The organism is Candidatus Nitrospira salsa, from assembly GCF_965152625.1.
In genome coordinates this window covers 307,845-325,178 of record NZ_CBCUCO010000003.1, presented here as the reverse complement: position 1 = coordinate 325,178, position 17,334 = coordinate 307,845, and the positions used below count along the sequence as shown (strand labels likewise).

The window sequence follows — 17,334 nt, the reverse complement described above, 5'->3', positions numbered from 1 at the left end:
TTGTTCGAGAAGAAAGGAGGCAATCATGCCACCCACACCACCCACACCACTTCAATTTTATCAAGTGGGATCATACCCGTATCCGGTTACGACGACTGGTACTGGAAGTGCGCTAACTATTTGCCGCAGGAATAACGATCCCTATTTAGCGTTTTTAACCCAGACATCATATGAAGACGAAATCGTTTTACTCTATTTGCATCTGTCTGTCTCGAAAGAGGCTGTACGTTTTGCAACACCTCTCGATCAGGATGTCATTAGCGGTATGACCTATGGGCGGTTTCGGAACATCATTTGGGCCGTGCAATCCACCACGAATCAGGATACGATCATCGGTATTGATCCCGACACCGGTAATCAGGTCGATACGATTACCGTGCCGACCCGACGTGGCGTGGCGCTAGCGCATAATGGCTTATATTTTGTTCGAACGGATGGCACAGTCCTAGAGGCCATAGCCAACAATGGAGTCGTGTTGGGAAGTGTGAATGTCTCACTGGGGTCCAGTATTCAAGGTCTCACGGCAGCTCCGTGGTCCTATATAGCCAGCGATACGGCTCTTAATAGACTGGTGGTGCTCAATGTCTTCGGCAGTGAAGTGGCTGAATGTACGGCTCCTCCCGGACTCGCCGGCGGTATCACCGCAGTGGTGTATAACAGTTTTCCAGATTATGATCAGGTTTCCCAACTACCCACGGAAAATGGTGCTTGGGGCGATATTGGGACGCCGTATCATCCCGACACACCTTGGAACCCCGCACCGTGGATTATGCGTCATAATATTTATTTGGCAAACGAGTTAGACCAGACAATCTATTTTGGATATTTTTATGAATAACGATCTTGCGAAGTGGAGCTTAGACGTCTATCTTTTCGTCTAGGTTTCAGTTTGATGGAAAAGGTTGTCACGCCACATGAGTCACCTGCGTTCGAACTGGGGGCCGTAGCCTTCACGGGGATGGCACATGTTGTCTTTCAGGAATTAGGAGCCAAAGGGTTCTTTATCGTACTAGCAAGCATAGGTTGGGTGACCTATGTCGGATGGCAAGTTTGGCATCGGCCCGATCATTGGAGAAGATGGGGATTTCAAACTGATAATCTGAAAGCCGCACTGATATGGCCCACCATCGTCTTTGTCATCGCGATGGTGGGTATGTTGTTGATTGCATTCAGTTACGGGCGCGATCTGTGGAGTGCTCACATTCCTGTTTTATTGCTGGTGTACCCGATATGGGGTGTACTTCAGCAGTTTCTGGTGCAAGCGTTAGGTGTATCGAATATTGTTAAACTGTTTCCCCAGTTTAGCTCCTGGAGTGTCGTGCTGATTGGGGCATGTTTGTTCTCGGTTGTTCATGTTCCTGAAGGGTGGTTGATGCTGGCGACGTGGCTCTTGGGATGTGTCTTTATTCCCAGCTATCTCCAGCACCGGAATCTTTGGGTTCTTGGCGTGTATCACGGATGGCTCGGGACATTTTTTTATTTGTGGGTTTTAAATCAAGACCCTTGGATTGCGGCTTTTGGTACATAATTCAGGTGAAGATAACTTTTGGGGAGATTATTCACCAACAGGAAGCATTTCTGATGCAAATAAGATGTTTGGATAGGAGACACATGTAGACGTGTCGGAGATGACGACTCGAATAATCGAGAAGCCCTAGCGAGTGGAAGACGCGGAATATGATTCAGCATGATTCTCGGTGGCTTGCTCAGTACTTCCAATGGCTTCATAGGCGGCTTTAACCGGTACTGGCCCGTAAATTCGTTCAAGCCGCCTCACGGTAAAGTGGCCGCGTGCGAGATCTTGAAAATGATTAATGAACAAGAGATTGACTGTGGCACCGCCAGCTGCGCCAATGATAGGTATAGCTTGAGCTGCGGCTTTTTCAGAGACTTGAATGCTGTAGCGTGAGGCGATCTGGGTGACGAGGCGGACTAATCCTGGAGCTCCGGTTTCGGCCATTCCACGTTCAGTGATATACTTCGCCGCTTCGGAAACCGCGGCACCCAGTGCTGTTCGAACCGCGAAATATCCTGTTTCAGAGCCATCATCGTTTGGAGTTGGGCCTCCTAGTGCAAAGACTTCAAGACATGAAAGCTTAGTTTCCACATCCAGAATATTTTCCCCTTCACTTCGAGCAATATCAGCAATTGATCGAAGCATTATCGTCGTCGAGATAGGCAGTTCGACCGCCAAGCCACCTAGACCGAATGCTCCACCAAGTGCTCCGCTGATTGATGTGAAGACTTTATGGGCGGTATTAGATGCCTCGCCAGCATGTTGGTAGTTGAGCGTGGCAACCGCAACATCCAGAGCCCTTGAGAGTGCCCCTTTTGTGGAGGTCATTAACTTGTCTGACCAATTGTCGGGTAAGACCGCCAGAGCTTTTTCGACCGGTGTTCCAATGAGGTTGGTGACTTTGGCAGCGAAGCTGGGATTTTCAAGTAGCGAATAGGCCTGTTCAAGGGCTTCTTGGTCCTCTAAGCTAAGCGTCATGGATAGGGTTCTCCGTGGGGAAATGGTGGGTGAAATCGAGACATCTTGTTTTCATTATATACTATGAATCAATTAATTGCTGGCTTACACTCTCTATCGGTTCTTGCGAGGTCAGCATTAACGAGAGAGGGGGGATTATTCTTTCAGCTTGATTCGAAACTGACCTTCCTGAATACTGATGCGTTCTACCCCTTTGGCGAATTGATTCCAAAAACCTCCTTCTGTACCAAATTTTTCCACAAGGTTCACATTTTTGATATCACCCCACCAAGATTGAGGTAGTGGAACTCCACCAAGGCTCATACCGCGAATGGCAACAACCGGTCGATTGTCGACATATTTTAGTATAACCCCTAGATGTAATTTGAGCGTTTTCCCGCCAAGCACAGGGAAATCGTGGTCCATGGGAACATGGAGTTTGACGCTAACAAGATCATCGGTTAAGTCTACGGCCACATGCCTCGCGGTTTCTGGATCTTTGGCAATCAGGGCATTTAGTTCTTTCTCAGACAAGTGAATTTCTCGTTTCCCATGATTCTCGTCATAAGGTTCTGGTTCTAATGGTCCGGATGACGTCTCTGCTGGTCTTGCTGTTGCTGAATCGATTGTTGGCGGATGGGCTTCAGAAACCTGAGCCAGCTTGGCTTCGAGAGTTTGTTGCTCTAATGTTGTCAGTTGTGTCGGGGTGAATGGAGCCGCGTAAATATTGTTGCTCAGCCACCACGTCGTGAACAAAAGGATGGCCAGGATGAGGCTGATTCCAACTATCTGGAATCCACTGAGCCTAAACTTGCTTGAGACCGTTGTTGTGGTTGGTATGCTCATTCGTTTCCCTGTATTCAAGGGTACCGTAATCTATTCTAGCGGACAAGTTTTTACGGGGGCGTCTGTGATGAAGCGAGGGGGGCACGAGCAGATGCTATCTTAGTGTGCAGTGCAATACTTTGAGCTTTATTATAACGTATTGATTGCGGCGTTGCACCCAGAGTGAGGTGGCAACAACGCGGTGAGAAGGAATAGGCAGGCTTTGCAGGGATCCTGGTTGAAGAAGTGATTGCTCAGATCTTTCGGACCCGCTCATGATCAAGGGTGTTGCACGACAGGAATGGATATTTAGTGGCATATAGTGAAATGATAGACTGTGTGGTATGGTCCTCGAAACTTTTTCCTGAATTCACAGTATTGTAAGAAATTTGTCATGGCGTTCTTTCGGAATACAAAGCGACTAATCATAATAATGGTAAGCCTACTATTGCTGTATACGCTTGTCGGATTTGTCGTGATTCCCTGGGTGGCTAAGTCCAAACTTCCGGCCATATTGTCTGAGCAGCTTGGTCGGACAGTGGTGGTGAACGACATTACGTTTAACCCCTTCACACTTTCAATAAGTGTTCAGAACTTTGAAGTTCAAGAGCAGGACCAGAGTCCTCTGTTTGGATTTCAAGAACTTTTTGTGAATTTTCAAGTTTCTTCCATTTTTCGACAGATCTACACGTTTGAACACATCAAGTTGGTCTTGCCATACGGACTGATTAAGATTCGACCGGACGGCACATTGAATGTCGCTGAGCTGGGACCGACCACTGCGTCTCAATCGGATTCAGCGTCTTTAGAAGATGAATTCGAGCAAGCGTCTAGCGAAGAGGCGGGTGTCCCAGCCATTGAAATTCAGCGTATTGCGATTGAGCAGGGCATGGTTGAGTTTCATGATGAATCCAGGCCGACTCCCTTTCACGCCCATATTGTTCCGATTGAAATTTCCCTCAATAATTTTGCAACGCATCCCGATTTGAAAAATCCTTACACGGTAACGGCCGAGTTGAGCGAGGGTGAAATGCTCGAGTGGGAAGGGACGCTGGTGTTAGAACCGTTCAGCTCTTCAGGAAAGATCTCACTAACCGGGTTACGGCTTCACACTCCATGGCGATATCTTCAAGATCAATTGCGTTTTGAAATACAAAATGGGTTCTTGAATGTCAGTACACAGTACGAACTAACGACACAAGGTGAAACCGTAGAGACTATCCTGACTGGAGGGGAAATCCATGTCAGTAAATTGAACATGGCCGCGAAAGGTAATGCTGACACCGTGCTGGCCATTCCTGCTTTTGATGTGGAGGACGTAAGCGTTGATGTTGCCAAACAGCACGTCACGATTCCATTAGTTCGTTCCAAAGATGCCGTGTTTTCAACCTGGGTGAACGAGAAAGGGATGATGAACTATCAAGAACTCTTTACCCCTATTGATGCGACAGAAGAGTCTGAAGCTTCTGATCCGGCAGCTGAACTAGCCGATGCTCCAACCGATGGCTCGACAAATGACCAGCCATGGGTCATAAACATTCAAGACTTTGCGGTACAAAACTATGCTATTGATTTCGAGGATCGAACGGTAGAGCCTCCCGCTCAACTCAATCTTGCTGGGTTCGATCTTCAAGTGAAAAAACTCATAACGACCTTTCAAGAACCATTTGACGTGGCGTTGGCATTCACCGTTAATGACACCGGGAAGGTTGACGTGGCAGGCACGCTGGGAATTGAGCCTGTGGTTACCGATCTTGATCTCAAGGTCACAGAATTAGGACTTCCGCCATTCTCACCGTATCTGTCTCCGCATGTTCAGTTTCAGCTGAGTGATGGAGCCATCGATTTGGATGGGAAGTTGCAATATCAGGGAGCGCCTGGGAAATCGCCTCTTCTCCACTATTCGGGGCAGGTGGCTCTCAGTCAGTTCAGCGCGAGCGATCCTGAATTGGCTGAAGAATTTTTGAAGTTCCAATCGCTTTTATTAAAAAAAGTGGTGTTAGATGTTGAGCCGACAACTGTGTTGATCGAAGAAATCGAGCTTGTCGAACCATTTGTCAAAGCTACCATTGCTGATGATGGATCGATGAATTTTTCACGACTGTTTTCACCCCCAGGTGCAAGTGAGGAGCCTGACGTTCCAGAGGAAGAGTCTTCGCAATCCGCGGAACCAGCCCAAGAGCCGCTTCCCGTCAAGATTGGCCGAGTGCGTCTTGTGAATGCAGCTGCGCAGTTTGCTGATTTGTCATTAGAGCCGAATGTCCAAACGGGTATTCAAGAATTAACGGGTACGATTTCCGGGTTATCCTCCGCTCAGGTGGCAAAGGCAGATATTGAACTCAAAGGAAAAGTTGACAAGTATGCGCCGTTTGAAGTGAACGGAAAAATTAATCCGCTCAGCAAGGATGCCTACTCTGATTTGACCTTACTGTTTAAGAATGTGAATTTGACTGCTGTATCCCCGTATTCCGGAAAATATGCGGGTCATCCGATTACGAAAGGCAAACTGTCTCTTGACCTCAAATATAAGGTTGCTGAACATGTTTTGGAGGGAGAAAACAAGATCCTCATCGATCAGATGACGATGGGGGCAGAGACGGGAAGTCCGGATGCCACCTCGCTGCCTGTGCCTCTGGCGATAGCACTGCTCAAGGATCGGCATGGGAAAATTGATATTGATTTGCCGGTCCGGGGTAATTTGAATGATCCAGACTTCAGCTATGGTGGGGTGTTGATACAGACGTTGCTCAATCTCCTGACCAAAGCTGTGACTTCACCCTTTAATCTTGTCGGAGGTCTCGTTGGAGGGGGAGATGACGATCTCCAGTTCGTGGAATTTGAGCTTGGTTCTCAGGAGCTAAATGAACAAGAGCAGGAGAAGCTTAATACACTTGCCAGTGCGCTTGTTGAACGCCCGGCGTTAAGATTGGAAGTCACGGGAACAGCCGATCCGGCGCATGATCGCACCGCACTTGCTGAGGTAAAACTCGAGACGCAGCTCAATGGGCTGCGTGAGCAGAAAGATTCACCCATGACGTCTGACGAGCAACGCCGTTTCATTCGCGAGCTCTTTGTCCAGAAGTTCGGTGAGGCGATGGCGGAAAAGCTCGAGTCAGCATCCGATGCTGCTCAGAAGGCCGAGTCAAACTCAGAAGACCTGCCAGAGCCCAAGAATGCCAGTTCTAGGGTGGCGACGAACTCAGAGCCTACACAGGAAGAGCCCTGGGAACGCATGAAGCGTCAATTATTGGATGCCATGGATGTGCATGAAAGTGAGGTCCGTCTTTTAGCTCAGCAACGAGCGCAAGCAATCCGTGATCATCTAATTCAACAAGGGAAAATTCCTAAAGAACAAGTCTTTTTAATCGAAGTTCAGTTAAATGCCCAAGCCGACCAGAATCTGGTGCGTAGTCCTCTTTCATTAACTGCAGGGTAATGTCTAGAACGAGATAACGTGAAAAGTGTAAATTGAAAAATAGTGACTTTTGTTTTGAGGCCGCATATCCTCTTTTAAGTTTCCACTTTTCATTTTAACCTTTACACTTCTCATCTCGAATATGTCCTTTCTTCCTCCTCCCTTTGACATCCTTGTCATTGTCTGGCCAATTGCGGCTCTGGTCATGCTTGGTTTTTGGTGTGTGCAATGGTTTCAGCAAAATGCGGTCCTTGCTGATTTAGGGTTTTGTCTGGTCTTTGGCGTGATGAGCCTTGTCTCGGCGAACGTCATTGAGGGAGATCCATTAAGAAAATGGCTGCTTGGCGCAATGGGAATGATCTATGCGTTTCGATTAGCCTGGTATCTGCTTGTTCATAGGATCAATCGAAAAATCGAAGATGCTCGGTATCAGGCACTTCGAAAGAAAATGGGCAAATGGGCGCAGTTGGGGTTTTTTATTTATTTCCAAGGTCAAGCTGTAGCTGTGATCATTTTCTTGACCCCGCTAGCCGTTCTTATGGCCAATCCTTACCCGTCATTTGGAATTGCTGAAATTCTGGGAATGATGCTTTGGCTTATGGCCGTAGCAGGAGAAGCGCTGGCAGATCAACAGTTGGGGACGTTTCGTGAAAACTCTGAGAACGCAGGGAAAACATGTCGTGTGGGTTTGTGGCGGTATTCTCGTCACCCCAATTACTTTTTTGAAACGTTGATTTGGTGTTCCTATGTGGTGATGGCTATTGGTGTGCCATTTGGGTGGTACACACTGATTGGTCCAGTGGTCATGACCGGAGCGCTGTTGAAGGTGACTGGCATTCCCTATGTTGAAGCTCAAGCGCTTGCCTCACGCGGGGATGATTATCGTGCGTACCAAAGGACGACCAGTGTATTTGTCCCGTGGTTTCCCAAAAAATGATTGCAAAGAAGACTATCTGCTACCTCCAGAAGTGAGTGGTTGGTTGGTCTCTCGTGAAGCGTCGTTTGCTTCAATTTTTGCGATTCGTCCGATGAGCAGAAGTCCTGGTAACGCAATGAATGTGCAGAAGGCATAGAAGACCTCCCAGCCCACCCAGTCAGCTAAGATTCCCGTTGTTGACCCTGCAATGACTCTTGGAACTCCCATCAAGCTTGTTAAGAGTGCATATTGCGTTGCGGTGAATCGTTTATTCGTGATGCTGGCCATGAAGGCCACATAGGCTGTTTGTCCTAGGCCGCTCGTGATGGTTTCAAAGGCAATAACGGCTGTTAAGACCAGGACATGATTGCCCGCCATGGCAAGCACGACAAAACCTGCCGTTGAGACCATTTGTAAGATTCCAAAGATCCAGAGAGAGCGGATAATGCCAAGTCGATAGATGACCAATCCCCCCAATAACCCACCGGCAATGAGGGCGATCATTCCAAAGAGTTTGACGACCATGGCATATTGGGTTTTAGAAATTCCCAGATCGACCATCAATGGGGAAATCATTTCAGATCCCATACTGTCCCCAAGTTTATAAAGAAGAATGAAGGCCAAAATCAGAATGGCATGTGGTCGTGAGAAAAATTCCACAAATGGCCCCACAATCGCTTCTTGGAGGGATGCGGGTAGAGGATATTCCCTCGTCGGTTCTGGGGCGAACCAGGTGGCGAAGATTCCAATCACCATGCAGGTTCCCATGATGACATAGACATCTTGCCATGAGAATAAATCTTGATCAGCGAGAAAGAGCGCGAGTGCGCCAGAGGTCAGCATTCCTAGGCGGTACCCATAAATAAATATTGAAGATCCGATCCCGAGTTCTTCGTCCGTTAACGCCTCACGTCGATAGGCATCCAGGACAATATCCTGACTGGCGCTAAAAAATGTGATGAGAAGGCAAAGGAACACAACACTGGGTAAATGTGTGAGGGGATTCGTGAGGGCAATGGCACTGATGGTCAGCAGCAGAGCAATTTGACTAATGAGCATCCAGCTTCGCCGGCGACCGAAGTCGATAGGGATGAAGCGATCCATAAAAGGAGCCCAAAGAAATTTGAGTGTGTAGGGCAGTCCGACGAGACTGAAGAATCCAATGGTGCTGAGATCAAGTCCTTCTTCACGAAGCCAAAACTTTAATGTTGATCCGGTGAGCAGCAATGGCAAGCCAGAAGCGAATCCCGTTAGCAACATGACGAGCATCTTGGGCCCGACTAACAGTTTGACAAAATCCAACAACCAATGACCTGAACGAATTTCAGTGTTCATACGTAAGAGATTACCACGGGCAATGGATTGAGTCTTCCTCAGCTCTATAGAAGAAGAAAGTCATGGCATAGGTAGCTTATCAATATTTGGGAAGTGGTCTGGAAGGTTGATGCACCGGCACCTATACGCTGAAGTCGGTAAAAAAATCCTGTCAAATATTTGACGTGTTGTCAAAGTTGACGGCAAATTTTGCCCTGTCATGTTGTAACATATCGTTTTAACGAAACAGAAAGAGTCTGTGTCAAAGCTCTCAAAAAAATGTTTGATGTTCTTTCGTATCTCTCTGTCAGACATTCTGTGAGTGTGTCGCGAGACTCTTTTTGCTTATAGCCGTTTCAGTTATACCGAAATGATAAAGCGCCAACGTGTACAATGTTGATATTCAATACGTGAGAGAAAACGTCAATCATTATCAGTAATTTAAGCGGGTATAACCTTCCGATGTTTGAGGCGTAGTATTACGCGGTCTACGCGACCGATAATGAACACGTCAGAGGCAAGCAGGTCCCGCCATTCGCACCCACTTCAACCCTGCGAGAGGTATACAACAATCGTTGCCTAGGCCACCTTTTCTCATAAACTGGAAATTAATTGGATTCGCTATAATGTTCAGTTAGGCAATGTTATTGCTGTGGTTGATTCTTGCCCCCGATATTTTCTTGTGAGCAGTCTCATCTGAGGATGGGAGGGTTAGACCATGAGCGCTGAGGGTTCTGGAGGTGTCCATGTCCACCAATGGCCTCAGGCCTTGGTGGACATTCCGATTGGTCCATGTCTCGTGCCATCCTATCCACCCTGGCTTGGTTCACTGATCGAAGAAATTAAACCGTATCACCGCACCGTACAAGACAGTTTCAGAATTCGAAATGTCACTCATGGAACGTTTACAAGAGCTCAAGCGCATGATTGTCTCATTCAGTTCTATCCACTGATGGAAACATTTCCGCATTGGGTTTCGTTGAATGTTGAAAAGACCTCTGATTGTGCATTGCGGGCCACGCTCCAACGTCATGTACGTGCGATCAAATGGCAGGCACATCGTTGGAGGCAAATGGCTGAAGGTTTTGGCGTGTCTCGGCAACAATTATTTGAAACATCGATTCGGATGAATGTAAAGGTGTTAAATCAGTACCTCTGGACAGTCACGCATCGTCAAAGCCTTGCCGAAAGCATGATGGTTTTGGGATATGTATTGGGAGGTGCCGTACGATTGATGGCGCCTTCACTTCTCAACGGGATTACACGTTACGAGCAGCGCATGAACCTGATTCTCACAAAAAACACCCAGTCATGGGTCCGAAGTCATATACGATCGACTGGCAGGTGTATTCGAGAAAGTCTAGAGATTGTCTCACGCCATGTGTCGACTCAGTCTGAACAGCTTGGTGTCAGAGCTGAGGCCATTCAGAGCTTAGAGTTTTTATTGATGGCCCTCCAGGCATCTGATGGAGAGTATGATCCCTATGATAGCTATTGGCGTATCTATCATGTGGCGGCGTAAGTTAGGATGAGTCTCTTTTGTGTTAAGTCATGAGCGATATCAAGGAGCTCAATCGTTGCAGGCCTTCTTCAGGAAGTGTGTGAATGTATTGAGAAAAACCTTGACATAAGGAGGGGGAAGTGTCAGCCTATACTATTCCAACATAATTTATGGCACATGTTACATATTCATACTAGATTCAAGAGATGTGCTGTGTTCTGATTTCGTTTATATCAATTTGATGATCGTTCCCCCTCTTCATTATTTTTATTCCCCATTCTTACTTTCCACATAACCTGTATTTCATTCATTTTCCCCAGGAGGTATTTCTCATTTCTTGACGATGTCTTCATTGGCGGACTGATACGAACTTATTGATTTTTATTGATACGAATGCTCCATCCAGTATTATGAAGGAGTTACTGAAGCCAGTGAAAGAGTCCATATATGAAATCAGATTCTTCGCCTCCTTCGCTTTCTAAGTCGAAGCGAGACGTTCCTCATTTGGCACAGCTTCAATTGCCGTCTCATATTCGTGCACGTCAGCAGGCCCTTGCTTCTATCGCCAGTCAAAAGCTCCTTTTAGAAAAAATTGCCATTGGTGAGTCGTTGCCAGACATTCTGACGCTTTTCTGTCAGAAAGTTGAAGAACAGTTTCCAGGAATGTGGTGCTCTATTCTTCTATTGAATGGGGAAGCTTTGTGCCATATTGCTGCACCCAGCTTGCCAGATTCATATATTCGTCAAATTAACGGGGTGATCATTGGGCCAGAGACGGGCTCTTGTGGGGCCGCGGCATATGAACGAGAAACGGTGATTGTGTCTGATATTGCCACGGATTTCCGTTGGAAACGATATAAGGATCTTGCGTTAGAGCATGGGTTTCGAGCCTGTTGGTCGACCCCAATCTTTTCTGCTTCGGACAATGTGCTCGGAACCTTTGCGATGTATTTCCAAGAACCTCGGACGCCTGATGCCATGCATCACGGGCTCATTGAAATTTATGCGCATCTCTCGGGAATGGTGATTGAGCGTGCACGTCTGGAGGAAACGCTTTCAAGCAATGCCTCGCGGTTTCAACGACTTGTGGAATCTGCTCATGTGATCCCATGGGAGATGGAGTATTCGACTGAGCGTATATCCTACATTGGGTCTCAGGTCAAAGAGCTTCTAGGATTTCCAGAGGAGTATTGGTATCAAGAGCATGCATGGGAAGACCGTATACATCCTGATGATCGTCAATGGGTGTTGGACTTCTGTCGTGAAATTTCAACGCAACAACGAGATTTTGAACTAGAATATCGTTTGACAGCGGCGAACGGTGCGACTGTTTGGATACATGACCTCGTCAATGTCGTTTATGACCAGAATGGAGAACCGGAATTTCTTCAAGGATTTTCCCTTGATATTACCAAGCAGAAAGAAGCCGAAGTCGCGATCCAAAAAAGCGAAGAGCGGATTCAAGCCATTCTCGATAATTCCCCGGCATTGGTGTTTGTGAAAGATCCTCAAGGTCGGTATCTTATGGTGAATCGTCAATGGGAGAACCGTTTTTCCTTGTCGCGAAAGAATGTGATTGGTAAAACGATCCATGAGGTGCTACCAAAAGAGACCGCAGATGTGTTGTTTGCCAATGATCGGCAGGTATATGAAAAGCAAGCTCCGATCGAATTTGAAGAGATCATTCCTCACAATGATGGAGCTCGCACGTATCTTTCTATTAAATTCCCCGTTCCAGCTTTTCACGAAGAGTCGAATGCCATATGTGGAATGGCGACGGATATTACCGATAGAAAACGAGCTGAACATCTTCTGCAAGCTCAAAATACGGTGTTACAATTGCTGGCCTGTGATGAGCCGCTTAGTCATGTTCTTGACAAAATCTGTCTCTTAATCGAACAACAAAGGTCAGACACCTATTGTTCAATTCTGCTTGTCGATTATGATGGCAAAACTCTACGTCTAGGTGCGGCTCCGTCACTTCCAGAAGAGTTTTCCCAGGGACTGGATGGACTGTCCGTTGGAGATTTGAGCGGATCCTGTGGAGCTGCCGAGTTTTTGGGGCAACCCGTCATTGTTCCTGACGTCAGGCAAGACCCTCGCTTTTCGAAATTTGGAGACTTTCCAGAAAAGCATGGTATTCGGGCCTGTTGGTCGACTCCGTTTTTTGGGAAAGATGAGAAAGTGTTGGGTTCATTTTGCATTTCGCACCCATCGGTTTGTGTCCCAACAACGAATGATCAGCATCTGATGACCACAGGAGCGCATCTTGCGAGTATTGCTTGTGAGCGGCATGTGACGGAATTGGCTCTCAAGGATAGCGAGAGTAAACTTCGTCAATCACAGAAGATGGAAGCCATTGGGACCTTAGCGGGAGGAATTGCGCATGATTTCAATAATATTCTGACTGCGATTCTTGGGTTTAATGAATTGGCCCGCTCGTTTCTTCCGACAACGAGTCCGGTGTATCGATACCTTGAAGAAGTGCACGCAGCGGGTATTCGAGCGAAAGGGCTCACCAAACAAATTCTTGTCTTTAGCCGTCAAACTGACCAAGAATTAAAACCGATCCATTTGCCGCAGGTGATCGAGGAAGCTCTTCGGTTTCTTCGTGCCACGCTGCCATCAACCATCGAAATTAAAACCTCATTGGCTAATAAGGTCAGCCCAATTATTGCCGACCCGATTCAGATCCATCAAGTATTAATGAATCTTTGTACGAATGCAGCGCAGGCCATGGGTGAGCAAGGTGGTGAGTTGGAAGTGAGTCTAGAGCATTGCTTGATGACAGATGAGGAGATTGGTCAAGCATTCTCAAATAGAGACGTCCCAAGCCGGTCTTACCTCAAAACAACTATTCGAGATACAGGGCCAGGTATCCCTTCAGAGATTCTTGAGCGAATATTTGATCCATTTTTTACCACAAAAGATGCTGGCGATGGAGTTGGTCTTGGATTGTCGGTTGTTCATGGCATTCTGTCAAACCATCATGGGGGGATCAAAGTCGAGAGTACTCTGGGTAAAGGGACAACTTTTACGGTATTTTTACCTGAACTCAATATAGCTTCGATACAGGAACGATCAAATGAGGTTTCACTGAAGCTTGGTTCTGGGGAACGTATTTTATTTGTTGAAGATGAAGAGTCTATTGCTCACTTGGGGAAGGAAATTTTAACACAACTTGGCTATTCCGTAAGAGTTGAGACTGACAGTGTTAACGCCTTGAAAGCGTTTCGTGAAGCTCCGGAGGATTTTGATCTTGTAATCACCGATCAAACGATGCCCAACATGACGGGTGAAGTTCTTTCACAGGAATTATTGCATCAAAGACCAGGTATCCCCATTATCCTTTGCACGGGGTACAGTCCGAGAATGACGCCAGAAAAAGCGCGTGATTTGGGGATTCAAGCCTTTTTATGGAAACCCCTTCTACTTCATGACCTGAGTGAGACGATTTTCCAAGTGCTTTCATCCTCATAGGTCTTTGTGAAGACACGATAGAAAAATTCTCTCAAGTATTCTCACCCCATGACTCCCTGAAGTTCGTTATAGCCGTTTCAAATAATTTCCGATGTTTGAGGCGCAGTATTACGCTGTCTAGGCGACTTCTCATCAGCAATTCAGGGGGGGCACCCCCCATAGCATCGTCAGTGGCTCAATTGACCCGACCATGAGGCAGGCAACAACCGTCGCCTAGGGCTTCCTTTCTCATTCGACTAGAAATTAATTGGATTCGCTATAATGTATGGATAGCGGATCAGAAATATTTCTGTATGGTCTGCAGGGAATCATTTTTTTAATTTCCAACTCTATTCATAGCTGGAAATTGGTTTGCATCTTGCTTGATCTTGAGGTAAGTACAGATTGAATAATGATAAACGAGCAAGATGTAAGGGTATGGAGTGTGTGCACATATCTGGTCCTAGGAAGGAGATAAAAAATTGGTTTTGTTCTAAGTGCTTGATCTGGTATTGACTTTAGTTCATCGGCCATGATGTCTGTCAGTTTCCAGAGTTCGCATGACGAATAATCGATCTATAAGAATTTTGATTTTTTCTGTATCTAATTGGATAATGTCGGTAAGTCAGAAAATGTACGATCTGGTCACGGTTTAATATGAGTCTACTCAATTGGAAACGTTTGTCATGTATTGTTGTATAGGAGACCTGCCGACGGCAGGGAAGGTATGACGGCATCTATCATATCAGACTATTTTTTTGTGACAGCAGTCTCGACTTCAATGTGGGGGCACGTCCTACGTTATTGTCAATCTCGGCCTGTTGGCGACGGGCGCCTCTGTCCGTATCTCTTTGAAGCCGAAGCTTGTTTGACTCTTCATGTGAAGCCTTTTTTGGAAGGCTGGACTTTGTCGCATCCATTGCCGCATGGCACATTTTTTTCAGAACGTTATCATAAACATACGTTTTTTGATATTGTTGAGGCGGTTCGAAAGGGTGGGTTAGATAGCAAGGTCTTAACGTACCCTGAGTTGCTGGAAGGTCACGATACGATGATTGTCTATTTTTGGCCAGATGAACAACATCACTCTCTCGAAGGAACTGAACGTCATTTCTATTTGAGTCGAAATCAAAAGGTTCATGAGCTCTTTAAGAGTCTCATGAGGCAATCCATACGACATCTATAGTGTTTTTTCTGCTGTTTACTCAGAGACTCTTGGTTATTCGTTTCCCACTCACCTGTCCCTTCCATTTTACCAAAATGATTGCTTGATGGGCACAGGCTGTGCTGAACGTTATATTCTGTCACTTTTAGAATTGGGGCCGGTCACGATGTTGAGATCAAAATGTGAGGCTTGAAGAAAAAGTCGAGGGGTAAAAGATTGTAAGGTTTGTTGAATTAAGTATGAACTGCAAGAATTAATTTAAGGTAGGGTCCACGGGCATATCGATATAGATTTTATAGCTTTCGTCTAATGATTGAATAATCTCTCCCCACAACACTGCGGGATCTTTCTCAAAGACCCAAGTTGGATCAGCAGGTATCGTCAACCATGAACCTGTCTGCATCTCATTTTCTAGTTGCCCAGGAGCCCAGCCTGAGTAACCCATAAATGCACGAAATGCCTCATTGCTTGACGGCTGTTCTAAAATTCGTTCAAGCGTTTGGACGTTCCCGCCTAAATAAACGCCATCAACAACATGATGGGTATCAGATGGTTCTTCTGGAACACGATACAAAATCAGTAAACTGTTTTTTTGAACCGGTCCACCTGTAAAGACATGATGCCGTTGCCCTTCAATGATAGGTATTTGCGGAAGAACTTCGGTAATATTGATTTCAGTGGGTCGATTGATGACCACTCCAAGAGCGCCTTCATGGCCATGTTCACAGAGAAGAATTACGGTTTGCCGAAAATTTGGGTCTCGCAAGGACGGTGTGGCAATAAGGAATACCCCTTTTTCTAATGCAGTACTCATGCGTTTATCCTACCGTGACTGTCTGGCAGGTTCAAGAGGGAGTCCATCGGACTGGTATCTGTGTCTATCTAACCAGGTTGTCTTACTCAGAATTTTACTCTAATTGCCGGAACTGGTGAGTCTGAGAGGTATGAATGGAGTGAGGTCTATGTCGCCTATCCCAGGATGTTGGTTGGTTTGTTGCTCGTTTCCTGCACGAGTGAGGGGCTGTGTGTTTCTTCCTCGTTGAGAGGTGGGGCAGGGGGTAGGGGGGCAGGTTGATCGGTGAGAGTCTCATCTGCCGGAAATGGCTCGTTGCGATTTTCAGTGAACTCAAGGAGTGATTCAAGGAATTTTTTTTGAATTTGTTCCAGCATTGAAGGTGCTGTGTCGATGTTTTCATCAGGGTCATACTTGAGAGACTGAATGAGAGTCGTCACGAGCGTTGGCAATCGATTCCCTAATTGTTCCGGGTCAACCTGAGCGTGCTCTTGGGCCTCTCGTAGCTTTCCAATGATTCGTTCAAGTGGACTCGCATGTTCTGAGCTTGCTTGAGTCTTCGTCCGTGAATACTCATTCGATCTTGTCCCGTCTTGACGAGCGATGTTCGTAGACTGTGAGGTAAGAGAGACGGAGGTTGTTTGTCGAAAAAAGAGTGCGGCTTGAGAAAGAGTGTCAAGTTTTTCTAATGAGGCCGCAACATTCGTGGCTTCTTCAGTGTTCCCGTGACTCAATTCGTGAAGGATATTATTTGCCGACTTCAGAAACTCTCGAATATCCGCTTGTTCTTGTTCATTGAGCTCGCCTTCAACGAGTAGATGAAAACTTTTTTGAGTTGAACTGCTGAATTGCTGAGCTTGAACGTTAAGGACCTGATCGTTTGCTAATCCTTGAAAAGAATAGGTTCCCAAAGATGTATTGACTTTTGAGGCCGACGAAAGGGAAACTCGATCTCCCTCTGATGTCACAAACGTGAAGTTTGCGGTATTTAGCGACTGTGAGCGGGCATGAAATTGCTTCGAGGTCGAAGTGAATGATGAGTTGAGTGAATTTGGTTGAATGGCGGGCAGAAAATGACTTCCCACCTGGGATACTGAAGACATATGACTCTCCTCTGACCGTCAATGTGCTATAGCGAATTCAATTAATTTCCAGTGTCGACCTTAGCGACGATTGTTCCGTAACCTATGCAACTCCAATGGCAACTGACGTTGAACGCGGTTCTGCCATTGAAGTGTAGAATGAGAAGGTCGCCTAGGCGACAATTATTGTCTACCTCACGCAGGGTTGAAGTGGGTGTCAATGACGAGACCTCTTTGCCTCTGACGTGTTCATTATCGGTCGCGTAGACCGCGTAATACTACGCCTCAAACATCGGAAGGTTATACCCGCTTGAATTACTGATAATGATTGACGTTTTCTCTCACGTATTGGATAGCAAAATTGTACACGTTGGCGCTTTATCATTTCGGT

The 17,334-nt window shown here is 46.4% G+C and carries 12 protein-coding genes; 7 read left to right on the top strand and 5 right to left on the bottom strand.

The window, feature by feature from the left end:
- Window positions 1-25: 25 nt before the first annotated feature.
- Both ACWQXP_RS12940 and ACWQXP_RS12935 read left to right on the top strand, forming a co-directional pair.
- Window positions 26-838: a hypothetical protein gene (locus ACWQXP_RS12940; protein WP_454063290.1), complete on the top strand. Its 813-nt coding sequence runs from the start codon at window positions 26-28 to the stop codon at window positions 836-838.
- Between the two features lie 54 nt (window positions 839-892).
- Window positions 893-1,528, top strand: coding sequence for a CPBP family glutamic-type intramembrane protease (locus ACWQXP_RS12935; protein WP_454063289.1), 636 nt, complete (start codon window positions 893-895; stop codon window positions 1,526-1,528).
- Between the two features lie 126 nt (window positions 1,529-1,654).
- On the opposite strand, the gene ACWQXP_RS12930 is transcribed toward ACWQXP_RS12935, so the two are convergent.
- Together ACWQXP_RS12930 and ACWQXP_RS12925 are read right to left on the bottom strand one after the other, a co-directional pair.
- Window positions 1,655-2,494, bottom strand: a complete 840-nt coding sequence (locus tag ACWQXP_RS12930) for an EcsC family protein (protein ID WP_454063288.1) — start codon at window positions 2,492-2,494, stop codon at window positions 1,655-1,657.
- A 135-nt stretch (window positions 2,495-2,629) separates the two neighbouring features.
- Complete coding sequence (locus ACWQXP_RS12925; protein WP_454063287.1) at window positions 2,630-3,319, bottom strand: arginine N-succinyltransferase; 690 nt, start codon at window positions 3,317-3,319, stop codon at window positions 2,630-2,632.
- 373 nt (window positions 3,320-3,692) lie between these two features.
- Between ACWQXP_RS12925 and ACWQXP_RS12920 the strand changes: the two genes are divergently transcribed.
- Both ACWQXP_RS12920 and ACWQXP_RS12915 read left to right on the top strand, forming a co-directional pair.
- Window positions 3,693-6,734, top strand: coding sequence for a DUF748 domain-containing protein (locus tag ACWQXP_RS12920; protein ID WP_454063286.1), 3,042 nt, complete (start codon window positions 3,693-3,695; stop codon window positions 6,732-6,734).
- Window positions 6,735-6,855: 121 nt separating this feature from the next.
- Window positions 6,856-7,650: a DUF1295 domain-containing protein gene (locus ACWQXP_RS12915; RefSeq protein ID WP_454063285.1), complete on the top strand. Its 795-nt coding sequence runs from the start codon at window positions 6,856-6,858 to the stop codon at window positions 7,648-7,650.
- 12 nt (window positions 7,651-7,662) lie between these two features.
- Here the strand turns inward: ACWQXP_RS12915 and ACWQXP_RS12910 are convergent, their stop codons facing one another.
- Window positions 7,663-8,964 (bottom strand): AmpG family muropeptide MFS transporter, encoded by a 1,302-nt coding sequence (locus ACWQXP_RS12910; protein ID WP_454063284.1) that lies wholly within the window; start codon window positions 8,962-8,964, stop codon window positions 7,663-7,665.
- Between the two features lie 697 nt (window positions 8,965-9,661).
- Here ACWQXP_RS12910 and ACWQXP_RS12905 point away from each other — a divergent pair.
- The 3 genes from ACWQXP_RS12905 to ACWQXP_RS12895 all read left to right on the top strand — a co-directional run bounded on the left by ACWQXP_RS12905 (window position 9,662) and on the right by ACWQXP_RS12895 (window position 15,089).
- Window positions 9,662-10,465, top strand: coding sequence for a thiaminase II/PqqC family protein (locus ACWQXP_RS12905; RefSeq protein WP_454063283.1), 804 nt, complete (start codon window positions 9,662-9,664; stop codon window positions 10,463-10,465).
- A 426-nt stretch (window positions 10,466-10,891) separates the two neighbouring features.
- Window positions 10,892-13,924: a GAF domain-containing protein gene (locus ACWQXP_RS12900; protein ID WP_454063282.1), complete on the top strand. Its 3,033-nt coding sequence runs from the start codon at window positions 10,892-10,894 to the stop codon at window positions 13,922-13,924.
- Between the two features lie 706 nt (window positions 13,925-14,630).
- Window positions 14,631-15,089 carry a hypothetical protein gene (locus ACWQXP_RS12895; protein ID WP_454063281.1) on the top strand — a complete coding sequence of 153 codons (459 nt, stop codon included), beginning with the start codon at window positions 14,631-14,633 and terminating at the stop codon, window positions 15,087-15,089.
- Window positions 15,090-15,321: 232 nt separating this feature from the next.
- Here ACWQXP_RS12895 and ACWQXP_RS12890 read toward each other — a convergent pair whose 3' ends face one another.
- Window positions 15,322-15,882 carry a YqgE/AlgH family protein gene (locus tag ACWQXP_RS12890; RefSeq protein ID WP_454063280.1) on the bottom strand — a complete coding sequence of 187 codons (561 nt, stop codon included), beginning with the start codon at window positions 15,880-15,882 and terminating at the stop codon, window positions 15,322-15,324.
- A gap of 155 nt (window positions 15,883-16,037) precedes the next feature.
- Window positions 16,038-16,964 (bottom strand): hypothetical protein, encoded by a 927-nt coding sequence (locus ACWQXP_RS12885; protein ID WP_454063279.1) that lies wholly within the window; start codon window positions 16,962-16,964, stop codon window positions 16,038-16,040.
- Window positions 16,965-17,334: the final 370 nt, after the last annotated feature.